Source organism: Paenibacillus senegalimassiliensis, from assembly GCF_001486585.1.
In the GTDB taxonomy this organism is placed as follows: Bacteria; Bacillota; Bacilli; order Paenibacillales; family Paenibacillaceae; genus Fontibacillus; species Fontibacillus senegalimassiliensis.
Window position 1 is genome coordinate 287219 of record NZ_LN909045.1, and the last position, 19383, is coordinate 306601.

15 protein-coding genes are annotated in these 19383 nt (G+C 51.9%); 9 read left to right on the forward strand and 6 right to left on the reverse strand.

The window, feature by feature from the left end:
* The first annotated feature begins 34 nt into the window (after positions 1 to 34).
* The 5 genes from BN3279_RS11340 to cydC all read left to right on the forward strand — a co-directional run bounded on the left by BN3279_RS11340 (position 35) and on the right by cydC (position 6601).
* A complete protein-coding gene (locus tag BN3279_RS11340; protein ID WP_059050913.1) occupies positions 35 to 508 on the forward strand; it encodes a DUF4358 domain-containing protein in 474 nt (157 codons plus the stop codon).
* A 174-nt stretch (positions 509 to 682) separates the two neighbouring features.
* A complete protein-coding gene (locus tag BN3279_RS11345; RefSeq protein ID WP_059050915.1) occupies positions 683 to 2047 on the forward strand; it encodes a cytochrome ubiquinol oxidase subunit I in 1365 nt (454 codons plus the stop codon).
* The gene (locus BN3279_RS11350; RefSeq protein ID WP_059050917.1) at positions 2044 to 3057 is read left to right on the forward strand and encodes a cytochrome d ubiquinol oxidase subunit II; all 1014 of its coding nucleotides are present in this window, start codon (positions 2044 to 2046) and stop codon (positions 3055 to 3057) included. Before BN3279_RS11345 ends, BN3279_RS11350 begins: the two co-directional genes overlap by 4 nt.
* A 41-nt stretch (positions 3058 to 3098) precedes the next feature.
* Entirely contained in the window at positions 3099 to 4880 is a 1782-nt protein-coding gene (gene cydD / locus BN3279_RS11355) for a thiol reductant ABC exporter subunit CydD (protein WP_059050919.1), read from the forward strand.
* Positions 4868 to 6601, forward strand: a complete 1734-nt coding sequence (gene cydC / locus BN3279_RS11360) for a thiol reductant ABC exporter subunit CydC (protein WP_059050921.1) — start codon at positions 4868 to 4870, stop codon at positions 6599 to 6601. Before cydD ends, cydC begins: the two co-directional genes overlap by 13 nt.
* 741 nt (positions 6602 to 7342) lie before the next feature.
* On the opposite strand, the gene BN3279_RS11365 is transcribed toward cydC, so the two are convergent.
* The 3 genes from BN3279_RS11365 to BN3279_RS11375 are packed head-to-tail and all read right to left on the reverse strand — an operon-like array spanning position 7343 to position 11336.
* Complete coding sequence (locus BN3279_RS11365) at positions 7343 to 8365, reverse strand: FecCD family ABC transporter permease (protein ID WP_059050923.1); 1023 nt, start codon at positions 8363 to 8365, stop codon at positions 7343 to 7345.
* A complete protein-coding gene (locus tag BN3279_RS11370; RefSeq protein ID WP_059050925.1) occupies positions 8362 to 9390 on the reverse strand; it encodes a FecCD family ABC transporter permease in 1029 nt (342 codons plus the stop codon). The genes BN3279_RS11365 and BN3279_RS11370 overlap by 4 nt, the downstream gene beginning before the upstream one ends.
* 2 nt (positions 9391 to 9392) lie before the next feature.
* Positions 9393 to 11336: an ABC transporter substrate-binding protein gene (locus BN3279_RS11375; RefSeq protein ID WP_059050927.1), complete on the reverse strand. Its 1944-nt coding sequence runs from the start codon at positions 11334 to 11336 to the stop codon at positions 9393 to 9395.
* 192 nt (positions 11337 to 11528) lie between these two features.
* Between BN3279_RS11375 and BN3279_RS11380 the strand changes: the two genes are divergently transcribed.
* Entirely contained in the window at positions 11529 to 12404 is an 876-nt protein-coding gene (locus tag BN3279_RS11380) for a restriction endonuclease (RefSeq protein WP_059050929.1), read from the forward strand.
* Between the two features lie 73 nt (positions 12405 to 12477).
* Here the strand turns inward: BN3279_RS11380 and BN3279_RS11385 are convergent, their stop codons facing one another.
* Complete coding sequence (locus tag BN3279_RS11385; RefSeq protein ID WP_059050931.1) at positions 12478 to 13932, reverse strand: carboxylesterase/lipase family protein; 1455 nt, start codon at positions 13930 to 13932, stop codon at positions 12478 to 12480.
* 46 nt (positions 13933 to 13978) lie between these two features.
* Positions 13979 to 14731: a sulfite exporter TauE/SafE family protein gene (locus BN3279_RS11390; protein WP_232436829.1), complete on the reverse strand. Its 753-nt coding sequence runs from the start codon at positions 14729 to 14731 to the stop codon at positions 13979 to 13981.
* Between the two features lie 121 nt (positions 14732 to 14852).
* On the opposite strand from BN3279_RS11390, the gene BN3279_RS11395 reads away from it, so the two are divergent.
* Entirely contained in the window at positions 14853 to 15722 is an 870-nt protein-coding gene (locus BN3279_RS11395) for a LysR family transcriptional regulator (RefSeq protein ID WP_059050932.1), read from the forward strand.
* A gap of 354 nt (positions 15723 to 16076) precedes the next feature.
* Here BN3279_RS11395 and BN3279_RS11405 read toward each other — a convergent pair whose 3' ends face one another.
* Positions 16077 to 16598, reverse strand: coding sequence for a ClbS/DfsB family four-helix bundle protein (locus tag BN3279_RS11405; RefSeq protein WP_059050936.1), 522 nt, complete (start codon positions 16596 to 16598; stop codon positions 16077 to 16079).
* Between the two features lie 185 nt (positions 16599 to 16783).
* Between BN3279_RS11405 and BN3279_RS11410 the strand changes: the two genes are divergently transcribed.
* The gene (locus BN3279_RS11410; RefSeq protein ID WP_059050938.1) at positions 16784 to 18223 is read left to right on the forward strand and encodes a serine hydrolase; all 1440 of its coding nucleotides are present in this window, start codon (positions 16784 to 16786) and stop codon (positions 18221 to 18223) included.
* Between the two features lie 28 nt (positions 18224 to 18251).
* Positions 18252 to 19367 (forward strand): aminopeptidase, encoded by a 1116-nt coding sequence (locus BN3279_RS11415; protein ID WP_059050941.1) that lies wholly within the window; start codon positions 18252 to 18254, stop codon positions 19365 to 19367.
* Positions 19368 to 19383 lie beyond the last annotated feature (16 nt).

Sequence of the window (19383 nt, forward strand, 5' to 3'; positions counted from 1 at the left end):
AAGATGATTCTCTACATGGAATGGAGGAAGTATTATGGTGTCCAAAAAGTGGGTACTGATTGGATTTATAATGATGATTGGACTCTTGAGTGCCTGTTCAAGTAATTCTGCCGGGCAAGCATTGACTGTTGCCGAGATTCAGAATCACATGGAGCAAAAGGTTGATTTCAGTGGAGTGCAGCTACGAGATGAGGGGGAGTTGCGAAAATGGTACGGGATCGAGCCGGAAATACTTGAGGGCTTCGTCCTGTACACAGCGACCTCCAACGTCAAGGCAGATGAACTAGCTATCCTGAAGGTCAAGGATATCCGTGACATTGCTGGGGTGATGGAACAAATCGAACAAAGAATTCAGGCGCAAACCGTGAAATTCAAGGACTACCGCCCTGAGGAATATTATCTTATAGAAAAACATGTGCTCAAATCGAAGGGCCAATTTGTTTTCTTCGCAGTTTCTAAAGAGGCAGATGGTATGGAAGCAGCTTACGATGCGGCATATTCCTATTAGCTGTTAAAAAAGTCACTATAAACTTCTCGAATTCACACATTTTCCTCAAAATAATGTCTTTTTGATGAACTGAGGTGCTTTGAATTTTTAGTGTGTCATCGAGCTGGGTATAATAAATAATTAAATTATAAAAAATAGAATGGATAGGGACATTGGGAGGAGAGATTATTCAAGATGATTGATACGCTACTGTGGAGCAGGTGGCTAACGGGTTTAACCTTAACCTTTCATGTCATATTTGCCACGGTTGGAGTTGGAATTCCCTTAATGATTGCAATCGCGGAATTTGTGGGAATAAGGAAAAAAGACGAACACTATATATTAATGGCCAAAAGGTGGACAAGAGGATTCATCATTTCTGTAGCTGTCGGAGTCGTTACAGGGACGGCGATTGCTTTGCAATTAGCCTTAGTCTGGCCTAATTTTATGAAGCTTGCCGGAAACGTAATTGCCCTTCCTTTATTTATGGAGGTGTTTGCGTTTTTCTTTGAAGCCATTTTTCTTGGCATCTATTTGTATACCTGGGATCGGTTCCGAAATCGCTACATTCATTGGCTGCTTACGCTGCCTATTGTTGCGGGGGCGAGCATGTCAGCGTTTTTCATTACAACCGTAAATGGTTTCATGAATCAACCGGAAGGGTTCGTGATGGAAGCGGGTCATTTTATTGCGGTTCAGCCGCTGGAGGCCATGTTTAATACAGCTACCGCTTCTAAGGTATTCCATGTGTTGACATCGGCTTACGCCACAGGAGCCGCTTTGCTCGCGGGGGTCGCTGCTTTTTCTATTCTGAAAAAGGGAGCCAGCCTATATGCCAAGAAGGCTTTGCGGCTTATGATGTCTGTCTTGCTGATTTTCAGTGTGCTCACTACCCTGGCTGGAGACATGTCAGCTAAATTTCTGGCAGCACATCAACCGGAGAAGCTGGCAGCCGCGGAGTGGCATTTTGAAACGGAGCGAGGGGCAGACCTCATATTGCTGGGCTGGCTGAATAGTGAACGGGAAATTATGGGGGCTTTGCATATTCCCAAGGCGCTCAGCTTTTTGGCCTTTGGGGATTTTAATGCCGAGGTGACCGGACTTAATGAGTTTCCAGCAGATGAGCAGCCGCCGCTAATTGTGCATTACTTGTTTGATTTAATGGTTGGAGCAGGCGCAGCGCTGGTTGCTATTCCGGCTGTGTATTTCCTATTCGTAATATGGAAGAAGCGCAATGAATTGAATCGATGGCTTCTCTGGGCAATTGTTGGCTGTATTCCTTTCGCTTTTCTGGGGGTTGAGCTGGGATGGTTCTATGCCGAGATCGGTCGCCAGCCCTGGATTATTCGCGGTTACATGAGAGTGGAAGAAGCGGCTACAACCTCGCCCAGCGTAAGAATTCTCTTCTTCTTGTTCTTGCTGCTCTATATCGTGCTTGGGACGATCTGCGTCTTTGTGCTGCGAAGATTATTTCGTAACAATCCGGCTGAGCTAGAGATGGAGAAGTCGGCGGGAGCTAACCACCTTAAGTCGAAGGAAGCGGGGGATGTCAGAAGATGAGCTATGAATTAGTCGGCATTTCCGTATTGTGGGTGTTTCTTTATGGTTATCTTATTGTAGCTTCTATTGACTATGGAGCCGGATTCTTTGCCTTTTATGCACGGCATACCAAGCAGGATCATCTCCTTAATCGTTTGATTTCGCGCTATTTGTCCCCGGTGTGGGAGATAACCAACGTTTTCTTTGTCTTTTTCTTCGTGGGGATTATAGGCTTCTTCCCGGATACGGCTTATTATTATGGCTCTGCGCTGATTGTGCCGGGGAGCATTGCGATTATACTTTTGGCGATACGTGGCTCCTTCTACGCCTTTGAGAACTATGGCTCCAAGGAGAGCAAGCTCTACTTATTTCTTTATGGAGCGACCGGACTGTTCATTCCGGCTGCCCTTTCAGTGGCGCTTACACTTTCCGAGGGCGGCTTTATCGTGGCAGCGGACAACTCGGTATCTCTGGATTATATGAAGCTTCTGACCAGTCCGCTGTCCTGGAGCATCGTTGGATTGGCAATAGTATCTGTTTTGTTCATCAGCAGCTCCTTTCTCACCTTCTATGCATCGCGAGCCGGGGATCTTCCGGCCTTGAAGCTGATGAGGAACTATACGCTGTTATGGGGGACGCCAACGATTATTGCTGCGCTTACCTCCTTTATTTCGCTAAGTCAGCATAATGAGAGGCATTTTCAGAACATGATAGATTTATGGTGGCTGCTCGGCCTGTCAATTATATGTTTTATGCTTGCGCAGTGGCTTTTCTACAAAGGAACTCATTACGGGCTGGCATTTATAAGTGTGATGCTGCAGTTTTTCTTTGCCTTCTTCGCCTATGGCATCGGGCAGTACCCATACATTCTTGATCCGTATATCACCATTCACAACGGCGCTACATCGCCTGCGATGGGTACTGCATTAGTGGCTGCTTTTATCGGAGGGCTGCTGCTGCTCATTCCTTCTCTGATTCTTGTATTAAGGCTGTTCCTGTTTGACGCAGATTATGTGAAGGGGAAGCGTTAAGGAGACGTTTGAAAATAGATAGGGGAGTAGGAGGGCTTGGAGTGAGAAGGAAGGCAAGTTTACTGTCCGCACTGATGGCTGCACAAAGAAAGCGGCTTGTCATTTTGGCAATTTTGTCCTTGGGGCTGGGCGCGGCCTTGATCACTCAAGCTGTGCTATTGGCCGAAGTGGTGCAGCGCGTCTTTGTGGAAGGAGATACGCTGGGGGGAGTTGCTGCCGCGCTTGGCTATCTGCTGCTGGTAATGGCAATTCGGGTGCTGCTGATCTATGCCAGTGGAAGAACGGGGCTCAGCATGGCGGCGACAGCCAAGCAGATCATGAGATCTCGTCTGCTTGCCAGGCTGACAGGCAGCTCGTTAGCTGGTGCACTGGCAGGACAGGCAGGGGGGAAGATCAGTGTCGCACTGGATGCTGTTGACGAGTCGGACAGCTATTTCAGTCAATATATGCCCAAGATGATAGAGGCTCTGTTTATCCCCGTGCTTCTACTGATTTCTTTATTTATTCTGCATCCAAATTCAGGTCTTATTGTACTTTTTACGGCGCCGTTCATTCCTCTATTTATGGTGTTGGTAGGCTTGAGCACCAAGCGGAAATCGGAGGAGAAGTACGAGCAGTTAGCTCAGTTTTCAGGCATATTTCTTGATTCCTTGCAAGGTCTGGTTTCGCTTAAATTGTTTGGATGGACTAAACGTCAGGAGGAGCGGATTGAGCGTAGCAGTCTTAACTATCGTGATGCAACTATGGGGATTTTGAGGATCGCTTTTACGAATACGTTTATGCTTGAGGCTATCGTGATGATGGGGATTGGAGTGGTGGCCCTGGAGCTGGCCCTGCAATTGGTCGTATTCAAGACACTCACCTTTCACACCGCCTTGCTGGTTTTGTTGCTAGCGCCAGAGTTCTATAATTTATTGAAAAATACAGGGACGGCTTTTCACAGCGGGCGGACAAGCATGGGAGCGATCCGAAAGGTCGAAGAGATGCTTGAGACGGTGGAGGATGATCCGCAGCATGAGACTTCTGACGCCATGGATGCTTTAGCACGGAAGCAACTGGAGCAGCAGCTCGCGGAAGGGCCTCCTCTTATTGAATTGCAGGATGTCTGCTTTGAATATGAGCATTTCAAGCTGGATACCGGAAGGTTAACCATTCATCCTGGCGAGCAGGTTGCCGTGGTTGGACGAAGCGGATCGGGAAAGACTACACTGCTGCACCTGTTGTCCGGCTTGCTTACTCCTGCATCCGGGGAGGTGGTTATTCAGCACCAGCCCCTTGCGCTGCTTGGGGAAGAGTTATGGTTTCGTCATATAGGCTATATTACACAGCACCCTTACATTTTCGCAGGCACCTTTGCTGACAATATCGCTCTGGGGGCAGGGCGGGCTGTATCTCGTGAGGAGATTGTTGCTGCAACTGATGCGGCGGGCTTGACGGAGCTGGTCTCCGAGCTTGAGCATGGCTACGATACGGAGATTGGTGATGGAGGAAGAGGGCTATCGGGAGGCGAGCGGCAGCGGCTGGCCTTGGCCCGGGCTTTTTTGAAGCAGCCCTCCGTGCTGCTGTTCGATGAACCGACCGTAGGGCTGGACGTGCAGACGGAGAAGATATTGCAGCGTTCTATCTCGGAGCTTGCCCGGAAAGCGACTGTCATTACTGTGGCGCATCGCTTGTATACGATTCGTCATGCCGACCGGATTCTTTATATGGAGAAGGGGCAGGTGGCAGATAGTGGAACGCATGAAGAGCTGCTTGCGCGTCTTCCGCAATATGCCGAGCTGGTCACTGCCCAGCGAGAGGGGGGATTATCATCAAGGAGCTAACGATATTCACCAAATTGATGCTTCAAGAGCGAAGAGACATTTTAATGTCCATTTTAGGAGGGTTTATAGCTGGTATTGCAGGTGTTGTTCTGTTTGCCACAAGCGGGTATCTTATTTCGCAAACGGTATTTGCTCCGCCTCTCTACACGCTGATTGTGCTAACATCGCTGGTGAAGGTGCTTGGTTTTGTCCGCGCGGCAAGCCGGTATGGAGAACGCTTGTATTCTCACCGGGCAACCTTCTCGCTGCTCAGCCGCTTGCGGGTAACTTATTTTTCCAAGCTGGTTCCCTTAGTGCCCGGCCTGTTAAATCGTACACGTAGCGGAGAACTGCTCGCGCGGATTGTAGGGGATATTGAAAGCCTTCAATTTTACTTTTTGCGCGTGGCCTATCCTCCGATCATGGTGGTGATGGTATTTCTGGCTACGGTTATTTTCACCTCTGCCTTTTCGATATGGATTGCACTGCTCCTGGTGCTTGGAATGCTATTAACGGCCTTTGTGGTTCCCGGTATTGTTCTGGCCGGACGAAGTAAAATTCATGAGCGAGTGCGTTCTCAAAGAGCAGCTTTTTCTGCCGAGGCGGCTGAGCTGCTTTATGGCTTCCGCGATTTGAAGCTGTATAATCAATTGACGAAACGGGGAGACAGGCTCCGCCAAATGTCTGAAGAGCTGACAGACAGTCAGAGACAGGAAGCAAGTGGCTTGCTTCGCGGGCAGTCGCTTCACGTGTTTGTCACCTTTTTAATTTATTGGGGTGTGTTGGTGCTGGGAAGCTATTTAATTATGCAGGGCTCCTTGGCTGGCGTATTTCTTGCCATGCTTGTGATGGCGACTAATACTGTCTTTGAGGAGGCAGCTCCAATGGCAATCTTGCCTGCATATAAGCAGGATAGTGAATATGCTGCCAGACGCCTTCAGCAGAGCATCCCCCCAGGTCAGAATTTGAGTTCGAGTGAAGAGGTCTTGGGGAAAATGACGCCAGATGCTCCCTCTATTAAACTTGCCGGGGTGAGCTATCAGTACAAGGACGAATGGAGACCTGTACTGTCTGATATTTCTCTGGAGCTACCAGCAGGCTCGAAGACAGCCATTGTAGGACCCAGCGGATCGGGAAAGACAACAATTCTGGAGCTATTGCTCAAGCTTCATATCCCAACGGCAGGCAGTATCAGCTTGAACAACATCTCTGTCAAGGCGGTGGATGAAGCGGATATTTGGCGCCATACGAATGTGGTGCTTCAGCAAGGTCACTTTTTTCGTGGAACAGTTCGTGCGAACATGTTGGCGGGGCAAGAGCACTGTGATGATTCAGCATTGTCAGTAGCTCTGCAGAGAGCGCAGCTCCAAGGGCTGGAGCTTGATGCTCCGGTGCTGGAGAAGGGCGAAAATCTGTCAGATGGAGAGAAGCAGCGACTTGCACTGGCAAGAGTGATGTTGCGATCCGGGAAGCTGTGGCTGCTGGATGAGCCTACCTCCTCATTGGATTACGTGACGGAGCGACTTGTGTTGAAGCAGATATTTGAACAGGCCGCCGCAGATACATTAATTATGATTAGCCATCGGCTCGCGGGCCTTGAAGTGATGGACAAGATTGTGGTCATGGATCGAGGCCGAGTGGTTGAGCAGGGAACTTACGATGAATTGATGAATGGTAAGGGATATTTTTATGAAATGAAGCAGATTGAATTACAGTTGCTTGCGGAGATAGAAGCATCCTAGTTCACGCCTTAGCCAAGGGGCTAGGGCACAGGTCAGCCCATGTAAACCGATCTCCCGCTCAAATTACCGATGAAGCCTTGGAGATTATGGAGGGGAAAGCGGACTCTTCGGTTCCCACCTCCATTCTATCCAGCAGATGAAGATTAACAGGAAATCCTCCCGCTAATCAGCGGATTATTGCCGGAAAACGCCTGTTATATGGAATTCCTCCCTATAAAGTCACCGATATACCCGTTTTGGCGGTAATATGGCTAAATTAACTGGAGGAATTCCATATAATTAGCTGCAATATGCGAAAAGTGAACAAATTAGCGGGAGAAATTCCATATAAGTGCGTGTTCAAAAAGTCGAGTTTACAGGACCAAGAAGGTTGGATGAAGCCAGGGACTGAGTAGCGGAGCGTACGTAGTGGGTACGTGAGCAACGGAAGGCCCGGGTGAATTCAAGATTCGATGTCGAGTTCACTCCTTGAACTACTTCGTTCTGGGAAGGTGACTTTTTGAACAACCTCTATAAGCTCGGGAGTGGCTTCTCCCAGCTAATTAACTAGTTGTATCTTCCTAACTCACTATACAGTACATTCACATTCACTAAACAGTACCTCACTATATCATACCTCACTTCATCCCATCCAGATTTCATCCAGACCCATTTACTGCATCCTTCACCTTTATCCGCTCTTACCCGTCACCACTATCGGTGCTGCCAGCACTACCTCCACCACTACCTCCAGCACTACCACTACCGCTGCCGACGGAACTCACGCCGCAGCAGGTAGAGGAAGTAAGGAGCGCCGATCAAAGCCGTGATCAGTCCGGCGGGGAACTCAATGGGCGGGGCTACGGAGCGGCCGAGGGTGTCGGCTAACAGCAGCATGATGGAGCCCACCAGAGCGGCGACCGGGATGTAGATGCGATGGCCTCCCCGGACCATGCGCCGGGCCATATGGGGGCTGCCCAGGCCAACGAAGCCGATCATGCCCACTACAGCGATGGAGCTGCTGGTTAGCAGCACGGCGAGAAAGAGATAGAAGAAGCGCACCAGTTCCACCCGCATGCCCAGCCCTTTGGACGAAATGTCACCCAAATGGAGAATGTCGAGATGAGTACCCAGCACCCAGGCCACCGGGATAAGCAGCAGCACGATGGGGCCAAGCTGCGATACCTGCGCCCACGTCTGGCCCCATAATGAACCATTCAGCCAGAGTAACACCGTGTTGGTGTTCATGGACGAATGGATCACCAGCAACTGTACCAAGGTGCTTCCACAAGCGCTGACCGCAACCCCTACCAGTCCAAGTCGCACGGGATTGAGCCCGTTACGATAGGCAAGGGCGTATACCAGCATCGCCCCGAGAGAGCCCCCGGCGAAGGCTGCGATGGAAGACAGGCCATAGCTTTGCCACTCCGGCTGCAAGCTGACCATCAGAAGCACGGCACCGATCGCCGCCCCGGAAGAGATGCCCAGCGTATCGGGAGCTGCCAGCGGATTCAGCAGAATTGTCTGGGCAATCAGCCCGGATACAGCCAAGGCGCTGCCCACCAGCAGGGCCAGCAGAATGCGCGGCATCCGGTAATGGATGATGATATGCGACAGGTCGGGGTCACCTTGACCCGTGAAGGCGTGCCATATATCGGCTATAGACATGGGCACGGCGCCAATGCCTATATTAACTACGGCTAACACGGCGGCAACCATCGCAAGCAGCAATATAACAGAGGTATTTCGCACCCGAATCGGAACCGCAACAGCTATTCTTTTCATGCGGACCTCCTGCTCCGGCGGCGTGCCAGATAAACGAAGTAGGGCGCCCCGACCAGCGCGGTCACAATGCCGACTGGCGTCTCGGCAGGGAAATTCACAAACCGTGAGCCGATATCGGCCGCGGTTAATAGAATGCCGCCCGCAATGGCAGAGAAGGGGATTAGCACCCGATAATTATTGCCCAGTAAATAACGGCTGATATGAGGGACGATCAGTCCCACGAACCCGATGGGACCTGCTACCGCTACAGAAATGCCCGCCAGCATAATGACGATGGCGCTGCCGCCGATCCGTAGAAGCCATACCTTTTGCCCCAGCCCCTTTGCGATTTCATCTCCCAGGTTCATCAAGGATAGCGAGCGGCTAATCAGCACCGCGCCTAGCAAGCCGCCCAGACTGAATAGGGCTAGCAGTGTGACCTGCTCCCACTTGATTCCAGCCGCCGATCCAGCCAGCCAGAACAGGATGCGGGAGGAAGATTCCTCATTGAAAATGAGCAGTCCTTGCGTAAAGGAAGACAATACGGCTTGAATCACGATGCCGACGAGCGCCATCCGCAGCTCCATCTGGCCACCGCGGGTGGCTGCGCTCATCGACAGAACGAGCAGCACAGCGAGAAGCCCTCCGGCAAAGCTGGCCCCGGCCAGCAGCAAGCCGCCCACACCGGGGAAGATGACCATACTGAGCACCACCGCAAAGGAAGCCCCGGCATTCAGCCCGAACAAGCTGGGGGAAGCCAGCGGATTACGAGTTAATGCCTGCATGATGCAGCCTGCTACCGCCAAGTTAGCCCCGATCAGTATAATGGCAACGGCACGTGGCAAGCGCAGCAGGTGGAGAATTAAATGATCTTTATTTGTCTCGGAGTAATCCAATACATATTCACGAAGAAGAGAAAGGCCGTACCCCGTAGGGCCGACCAGTAGTGACACAATAAAGAGCAGCAACAACACGATAAGACCAAGCAGGCTATACCCCAGGAACTTGGAGCGGCCTGATAAAGTGTTTTTGAACAAAGATACCATGTCTAGAAGTGATCAGGCGCTTCGGCAATGACCTTGTCGAGGGCAGGAATACTGCGTTGTCTGGACCAAGTCGCCAATTCTACCTCATGGGCCCGTCCGTTCTGGACAGAACTAAGCTGGTTCCATAGCGGGTTGTTCGCTTGTGCTGGCAAGATGGATTCATCGTCTTCGTTGATCAGAATCAGCAGAACATCCGGATCAATCGTGAGCAGTTGTTCAATGGTCATGAGTTCGTTGTGTTCCTTATCGTTGCTCAGTGCGTAGTTCAGACCCACGTTCTTGAGAAAAGAACCATGGAACGAGGAATCCGTCCGTACCTGAAAAGTGTTGCCGTCATCCTCTTGGGGAGCAACGATCAGCACACTTTGATCCAAATTGATCGCTTGTGCCAAGGCTTCGACTTTCTCCTTATGACTAGCAAGCAAAGCGGCAGCTTCTTCGGATTTGTCCAAGGCATCGCCGATGGCCTGAGTTGCGAGAATAGCCTGCTCATAGTTGCCACCGTCATTCTTGTAAGCGATGGTAGGCGCAATCTCGCTTAGTTGTCTGTAAACCTCTGTGTGACGGCCCGTATCAGCGATAATAAGGTCTGGCTTCAAGGTACGAATGACCTCAAGATTGGGCTCGGAGCGGGTACCTACCGAAGTATAACCCTCGATATAGGCCAGCGTGTCCTGCGGGAAACGCTCAGGCTTATTATCATCCGCTACCCCCACCGGCTTGACCTCCAGCGAAGCGAGAACCTGGGTGAACCCTTGCTCCAGCGTAACGATACGCTGCGGAATTCCTTCGATACGCGTCTCTCCCAAATCATGAGTAATCGTGCGAGCCTCGCTGGTTGCTTGTGTATCTTCCGGCCCAGCCGCTTCATTGGCAGCAGGCGAAGGTGCAGCATTGTTGACGCTATTCGTCGGTGCGGTGCAGGCGCTGAGCAGCAAAAAAGTGCTAACCAGCAGCATCATGACTTTATAGCGTGTGAGCATGTAGTGATTCATGTTGGACTTACCCCCTAATTGGTATTGATTATTATTATCAATATAATCATGGAGTTGTCCGGCAACAATGGAATATTCGGAACCGGAAGATGGCACTTTCGGACTTGTTGCATCAATATAGTGCTGATTACGGTAAGCCAAGGGGGAGAGTCCACTGTATTTTTTAAACATTCGGCTAAAGGAATAGCTGTCCAAATACCCCACTCCGACAGCAATATCCTGCAAATTCAGCTTCGTATTACGCAGCAATTTGGCAGCTTCATTCATCCGGACATGCATCAAATAATCAGAGGGGGTTAGTCCGATGCCACTTTGACGGAAAATCCGTGAAAGATGACGGGTTGAGCAATGCAGGTCAGCCGCCATCGACTCGATAGTGATCGGCTCGGCATAACGTTCATGAATGTAACGGAGAGCCTGAGAAGCCAGATCGGTGGCAGGCTCGCTCATACCCTGAACATGAAGTTGTCCCAGCAGCTCATGAACCAGGTGCAGGAACAGAGCTTGTACGCGAATTTTCTGTAAAGGACTGCCGTCTGCCCAGGCCCCCCGAATTTGCTCCAGCCATTGATGAATCAACACGGGATGCTCCGTAACTGCTATATAATGCTGTTGAAGCGGGTTGCGTCGTTCCAGCAGACGCTTGATGCCCTTGGGGTCAGCCAGGGTATAGACCGGCTTGTACAGCATGAATTGGTACTCCAACGTAGCTTCCAGCGGGGCAATGCTCACGCTCATTCCTTTGCAAGCATGAATGATGTGAAAGGGGCCTATTCTATGCTCCTGCTCGTCAATACGTACTCGTGCTTCCCCTTGAAGGATGGCGATGAAGGCATTGGCCGGCATGCGGTACACCTTGGGCTGCTCATGGCTGCCGCTCGTCACATGGCGGATATCCAGCATGCGAAATGCGGATTGCTGCCACATGCGAATATGCTCCTCAATATTCATGGTTTCCTCCCAAATCTCTCTATTCTATCGCCCTATCGCGAGTGCTTAATTTAAATTTAAGTATATACTAATGAAAATTATTCTCAATTACAAGGTGAATGATAGCTATACGTGGATAGAATGTCGAAGGAAATGCAGGAACCTTTGTCGAAATATGGATAGACATCATAATTTGGAAGGATGACGAAATCCATGGCAAGAACTTATAAGTCGGAAGGCAAACAACTGGCTTACGTGTTAAAAGGTTTGTTCCTGATTGCAGGGCTGGCGGCGTATTTCCTGTTTCCGCGCTTGAACTGGGGATATTCTATCGCCATCATCCTGGGGTCGTTTATAGTGGCGGATGTTATTGGGACCCTCTGGACAGCCAAGAGACGCCGCAAAAAGAAGAAACCTAGTAAAAATAATGCCCGTGCCGGGTCCAGACGCTCCAGTAATGAGGTGAGGTCTGATGAAACTATATTGAGCAGCCGTTTGGAGGATCTATCGGGAGCTGAGTTTGAACGCTTGCTAGCTCTCTATTTTCGCGATCAAGGTTACACGGTCAAGGAAGTAGGGGTAGGCGGCAGAGACGGTGGGGTTGATCTGGTCATTACAGACCGGAGGGGGGAGAAGACCGCTGTTCAGGCCAAATGTTATGCTGATCATAATATGGTTCAAGTCATGACTGTTCGTGAACTGGTGGGAGCAAAGCGCAATCATGATTGTATTTTGTCCTTGCTTATAACTACCTCTGACTTAACTGCTCCGGCCAAGAAGGAAGCCGAGCAGTTCAAGGTGGACTACTGGCATGGTGGATTATTGGAGCAGAAGCTTAACGCTTGGGGCAAGTGGAAGCCTGTGAAGAAGCGGCGCCCTACTGCCAGTAAAGAGACGGCTCTTTCCGAAATCACCAAGGCCAAGCGGGAGGTCGCAGCAACCAAACCTACAACAACGAAAGCAACAACAAACACAGCAACGACAACATGTAAATGTGGAGCCCCGATGGTGCTTCGGAAAAACAAGCAAGGCGGTGAATTCTGGGGTTGCAGCACTTATCCTAAATGTAGACATACTCAAAATGCGTAGTATTAAATAAATGCATAAATAACCCGCTGATTCGTGCAACCGAATCAGCGGGTTATTTGTATAATCTTCAACCCTACAGCCGAATCACCGGAACCGGGAAGAGGGGAGGTTCGGGGCTCTCGAACGGAGCCAGTGCTTCTATTCGACAGGTATGATTGAATACCTGAAGCTGTCCTCTGCCCGCCTGATAGGAGGGCCATTCGGGTAAAGCGGCTGCCGGAGCGCCGTGATGAATGAAGGAGGTCCAGGCCTGATGAAGCGTGCGGGCCAGTTCTTCTTCGCCAGCGGGAACATGCTGGTTGTTCCAGACGAAGTCGAACTCCTCCGCGTGGGATGCCTTGCCGAGTGGGCCTTGCCGATCGAAGCGGTAGAGCCACACGGGAGCGCCTGCCTGACTCCAGGCATCTGCTGTGCGCACCGCCCCGAGTCGATACATATGGTCCGTGAGCACGTCTTCCCAGCTTGCCGCATCCACAGGCTCCGCAAGGGAACGGCCTGAGCGCCGGATATATGCGGCCTCAACCGCGGGGGCGTTCAGCCCGAACATGCGGTGAAGCAGCTCCGGTGTAGGCTGGCGCATGTGCGCGTCGTTAGCGATGAAGCCAGCCGCCTCGTGCTGGTTGGTGCCGATGAGCAGAGGGGGCAGCGTTGCCCGCTGCTTCAGCCCGCCCAGCGGCGACTCCACGATGGTCCGGCCGTCGATGACCGGACCAAACAGGTGGATGCCGCTAGTATCGCGCACCCAGGCATGTTGCGCCTGGATCAGCGCTGCGGCGGGCAACTCGGCGAGGTGGCGGAGTTCCTGCTCCGGCAAGGCCAGGGTATCCAGGTAGGACTGGGCCAGCTTGGTGGCGGTCGCCTGGTCGCGAATCGCCTGCACCGATCCGCTGATAGCAATCGCCTGCTGGAACAGTCCTTCCGCCGCCGGGGCATAGAGCAGCCCGCCCACCGCTTTGGCTCCGGCCGATTGGCCCATAATGGTCACGCGGTGCGGGTCGCCTCCGAAGCAGGCGATGTTCGCCTGCACCCACCGCAAGGCCTGGATGAGATCGAGCAGGCCATTGTTGCCGGACGAGCGATAAGCTTCGCCCAGCCATGGGGATACATCCAGAAACCCGAACACGCCTAGACGGTAATTGGCGGTGACCACAACGATATCCCCGTCCCGGGCAAAGGAACTGCCCGCATAGATGTCATCGCCCCCTGTACCGCCCGTGAAGCCGCCCCCATGGATATAGAAAAGAACCGGGCGCAGCGGGTGTTCGAGACCGGGCGTCCAGATGTTTAGCGTCAGGCAGTCCTCCGATTCGGAAGACGACGCGGCAGGATCAGCCGACTGCACGGCCATAGGGCCATAGCGGTCGGCGAGGCGAATTCCGCTCCATGGCTCTGGCGGAGCGGGAGGGAGGAAGCGTTGCGGCAGCTTGGCATAGGGCAGTCCACGAAACGCTAACAATCCCTGCTCATGTTGACCTTGTACCCGTCCATCCGGGGTTTGCACAACCGGGGGATGTTCATTATTGTTCATTTCGCAATCTCTCCTTTAGGTTGGGTGAACGTAAGCGGGTTCCCTCTTACAACACAAGCACACAGGCTGCGACTACGGGCATGACAATCACACCTGTCTTCAGTAGCCGGGCCGGGGCATATTTGGTAAAGCGTGCGCCGATATAGGAGCCGACCATGGTTCCAGCCAGCACCTTCAGTAGTAGCAGGGCATCAAAGCCGCCCCCCTGGTAATAGCCCAGCCAGCCGGCAGCGGCAATGGGCAGTATCACGAGCATCGAGGTGCCTGCTGCCTTGCGCAGGTCCAGACCAAGCAACAGAATCAAGCCAAGCTGGATGAAGGGCGTGCACCCGATACCGAAGGCCCCGGTGAGGAAGCCTACCGCAAGGCCCAGGCCGACGGCCCGCAGAATGTATCCGGTGCTGCCGCGTTGCACCGACAGCGGCTTTGCCTGCTTCACCAGCGTCAGGCGAAGCCACATCAGCAGGGAAGACAGGACCAGCATGGATGCGGTGAACCATGTCATTTGCTCCGGGGCAATCAGGAAGGCCGCCTTGGAGCCGAAGATGGAGCCGACGGCCCCGGTGAGGCCAACCCATAGCCCGGCGGCAGTCTCCGTATTACGCTGCCGCTGTTGGCTGATCATGCCGGAGAGCGAAGTGAAGAGCATCGCCGCCAAAGCGACGCCCATCGCTGTATGTACCGGGTAGCCGAACCCCGTGGTCAGGATGGCGATAATAAAGCCGGACCCTCCTGCCCCAATAAAGCCGAGCAGCAGTCCGACCAGCAGCATGACGAATATGAGTGTTAGTGTGGTCATGTGAACCTTCCTCTGTCTACAATTTGAAAGCTCTTCCAATTGTAGCGAGCTTTTTGCGGATCGTCTAATGTATAATTCTAATTAATATAATGCACAAAAGGTATGAATAGGGGGACGTAAAATGGAATGGCAGCAGTTGGAGTATTTTCAGACGGTGGCTCGGCTGGAGCATTTCACGCAAGCTGCTGCCGAATTGAACATCTCGCAGCCTGCATTAAGCCGGGCGATGGCCGGGCTGGAAGCGGAACTCGGAGTAGCCTTGTTTGACCGACAAGGCCGAGGTGTTCGCTTGAACCGTTATGGCAAGCAGTTCTTTGAGCGGGTAGAGCGGGCGCTGCTGGAGATACATGAGGGCAAGGAAGAACTAAGGCACGGGCTTAACCCGGAATATGGCACAGTATCCTTCTGCTTTTTGAAATCACTGGGTCTGGCCGCAGTTCCCCGGCTGCTGGGTGAGTTCATTCCCAAGTATCCGCATATCGGCTTCAAGCTGAATCAATTATCCACCCAGGATATGCTGGATTTGCTGGTAGCGGGGGAGACGGACTTCGCCCTGTCGTCCATGACGGAGACCCGGCCGGGAGTGGAGTGGTGCGAGCTGTGGCAGGAGCAGTTGTATGCCTACGTTCCTTGCGGACACCGACTGGCTGGAGCGGGCCACGTCAGCTTGGCGGAACTGGCTACTGAGCCCTACATTGCCTTGAAGCCAGGTTATGGACTACGTACGATCAGCGAGGAGTTGTTCGGCTTAACCGGAACGCGGCCAGCCATTCTGCTGGAGGGTGAGGAGATTATGACGGTGATCGGGTTTGTATCCGCAGGACTTGGAGTCTCCCTGCTACCGGATATTCCCCACCTATCCCCTACAGCAGCGGTACGCCTTGAGGTCGACGATGAGCGCTGCCGCCGTACTATTGGTCTGGCCTGGCGGCAAGGTGGTGTCCTGTCTCCTGCGGCCGAACGCTTCCGTTCCTATCTGCTGTCCCGGTAGTCTGAAGTGGGGAGCAAGATATTTTGCAGCGTATGCAGCATACATTAAATCATGAATCGTAGGTGATTTCTCATGAAGCAACGGATAAAGAAATGGATGGTATTCATCCTTGTATTTTGGGGTTTGGTTCAAATTTTCCACGCTATTCTAAACTACTTAAGCATACCTGACCCGTATTCGCTCGTTGGGTTGTTATTAATGATCCTGTTATCTTTGGTCCTTACCTCACTTCTGGTTAACGAGCGAAACAACGATGATTGATGAGGTCCAAATGCCTCTAATCTTCCATCGCTCTCCCGGAGCCAGTCCTCAGTCTCTGTACAGTTAGTCAGTAGTCAGTTTGCGGCCGAATCGCTATAGCTTCTGCCGCTGCTTCTTCCACTTTCTGATCTTGGCCCGGAACGTCTTGAATGGCGCCGCCGAGTTGATGTGAATCCAGCGGGCGATGGGCCAGTTATCCTTGCTGCCCGTCCACTTGCGGTGGCCTTGGGTGAACAACTCTTCTTCACTGAACGTGTTAATCCACTGCTGCCAACGTTGCTCCAATTGCTGGAACTGGTCGCGCAGTTCGGGCAATGACGAGGTAGCGTATTGATCATAGAACGACTGATACATTCCACCAAGCTGATTCCACTTGTAACCGGGAGCGGGCATGCTGACCTCCTTGCCCTTCCGCTCATCCTCATCCCAGCCCATCACCAGATGCATCCAGCCTAGCTGGTAGGCGATAATCTCCGCCGGAGTTCGGTCCACCTCAGCAATTCGCACATCCTTATCCCCGGGATTTACATCATCAAATTCCCTATCCAATAGCAAGTACAAAGCATGAATCGTCTCCATGAGCTCCTGCTTCGATTGATATTCAAAGATTGCCATATCCGTTCACTCCTTCTTTTTGCTCCTAGTTATACCATAGGACTGTGACAACAGGATGTCCAGTTTAGCGAGCTGTTCAAAAGTGAAAACAATAAATGTTACTGTATAAATAAAAAACCTTACATTTATATTTACAATTAAATTCATTGCTTTAAAATGAGGAGTAACTAAATAGGAGGGATCACATGAGCGAGAACATGTTGAAGGGTCTGGAGGAAACGATTCAGACGGCCATGGCCGAGATGAACGTACCGGGGGCCCAGGTAGCGATTGTCCAGCATGGCGAGGTTATTTATTCGAAGGCGTTTGGCTATGCGAATTTGGAGAGAGAGATTCCGTTAACCCCAGGGCATATACTGCCCATCGGTTCCTCCAGCAAATCATTTACGGCAACGGCGATCGCCATGCTGGTCCATGACGGGAAGCTGGATTTGGATACCCCTATCCGCACCTACATGTCAGAATTTGAGCTAGCCGATCCTGTGGCGACACTGCAAGCGACGCCAAGAGATTTATTATGTCACCGCACGGGGCTTCCGCGCCACGACATGATGTGGTTCAACCGGAATGACCTGGATCGCAAGGACCTGGCGGAGCACCTGATTCGCCATCTACCAGCTAATGCTCCCTTTCGCAGCCGTTGGCAATACCAGAATCCCATGTACGCGGTGCTGGGACATCTGATCGAGAGGGTGAGTGGACTTCCTTGGGAGAGATTCATCGAAGAGCGAATTTTTGCTCCCCTGGGCATTCAGGAATACAGCTTTCGGATTCCCTATCCTGATGAGAGCGGCAAATACGCCAGCTTGTATACCCCGGATGGGGAGGGCGTTAACCAGGAGAATGTTCCTCTGATCATTGATGCCATGGGTCCTGCGGGCTCCATCAATCTGCCTGCTGACGAGCTGGCTAAATGGGTGGCCTTCAACCTGAACGGCGGACAAGCTGGCGGTAAGGCCTTGCTGGATGCGGCTTTGTTCAAGGAGCTTCACACGCCGAACATTCCGTATCAGCTTCTGCCCTTCGAGCTTCCCGAGCGGGTTAACGCGGGGTACGCCCTGGGCTGGATGGTTGATTATTTCCGCGGACATAAAGTCGTTGATCATGGAGGGAACGTGAACGGAGGCTCGGCTTTCGTCTCTTTGCTCCCGGATCAGGGGATTGGCTGCGCCATTTTGACTAATGCCAACAGCAATCTGTTTGGGACGGCGTTATCCATGGAGATCTATGACCGCTGTCTGGGCGTGGATAACGGGAAGAACTGGTTCCGTCTTTGTCAGGAAGGCATGGATTCCCTGTTGACGGCGATGAAGGGGATGCTGACGGCTATTTACGATACCAAGCTTGAGAACAAGCCATATAGCCATGCACTTGAAGAATATGTGGGCGAATACAGTCACCCGGCTTATGGCACAATTCAAATCACCCTGCAAGACGATCATCTGCATATGCAGTTCAACAACAACCGGATGGAAGTGAAGCATCTGCATTACGATATTTTCACCTTCGAGCTATTTGGGGGACCGCACCCGGCATCCTTCGCCACCGCAGTGGACGGACGCATCGCCTCGGTGAGCATTCCGTTTGAGCCGACCGTAGAGCCACTGGTATTTGTCAAAAAATAAATTAATCCGCATGAAGGGATGGTAGAGTATGGACGAGAGAGTGAAGAAGCTGGCTGCTAATTTGGTGAACTACTCCTGCGGAGTTAAGGAGAATGACAAGGTGCTGGTACACCATATGGGGGAGAGTACGGAAGAACTGGCCCGTGCCGTGATCAAGGAGGTGTACCGCGTCAAGGCGATCCCGATTAGCCATCACACCAGCCCCCGAATTCAGCGCGAGCTGTTGATGCACGCCACAGAGGAACAAATCCAGCTCATGGCCAAGATCGATTCCCTGGAAATGTCGAGTGTGGATTGCTACATTGCCATTCGCGGCTCCGAAAATTTCTATGAAATGGCTGATGTTCCTTTGGAGAAGCTTAGCATGTATGAGACCCATTATATTGCCCCGGTGCATTTGGGTATCCGCGTACCGAATACGCGTTGGGTGGCCTTACGATATCCAAATGGTTATATGGCTCAATTGGCAACCACCAGCACCGAGGCTTTCGAGGATTTCTTCTACGATGTATGTTGTCTGGACTACTCGAAGATGAGAGAAGCGATGAAGCCGCTGGTTGAACTGATGGAACGTACGGATCGTGTACGACTCACGGGACCAGGTACCGACTTAAGCTTTTCGATTAAGGATATTCCGGTCATCCCATGCTCGGGGGAGATGAATATTCCTGATGGAGAAGTGTTCACGGCTCCGGTCAGGGATTCAGTGAACGGGAAGATCACTTATAATACGCCTTCCTTGTATCAAGGCTTCACTTACGAGAATGTCTGCCTGGAATTTAAGGATGGCAAGATTATTTCCGCCACAGCCAATGATACAAAGAAGATCAATCAAGTGTTCAATACGGACGAAGGCGCCAGATATGTGGGTGAGTTTGCCATTGGCGTCAATCCATATATTTTGGAGCCGATGCGTGATACGCTGTTTGACGAGAAGATTGCAGGCTCGTTCCACTTTACACCGGGTAAATGCTATGACGGAGCTCCGAACGGCAACCAGTCGGCCATCCACTGGGACCTGGTTAATATCCAGCGCAAGGAATACGGCGGCGGGGAGATTTATTTCGATGACGTATTGATCCGCAAGGACGGAATATTTGTCGTGCCCGAGCTGGAAGGTCTGAACCCGGACAATCTTAAATAAACGGTAAAGGACAAGG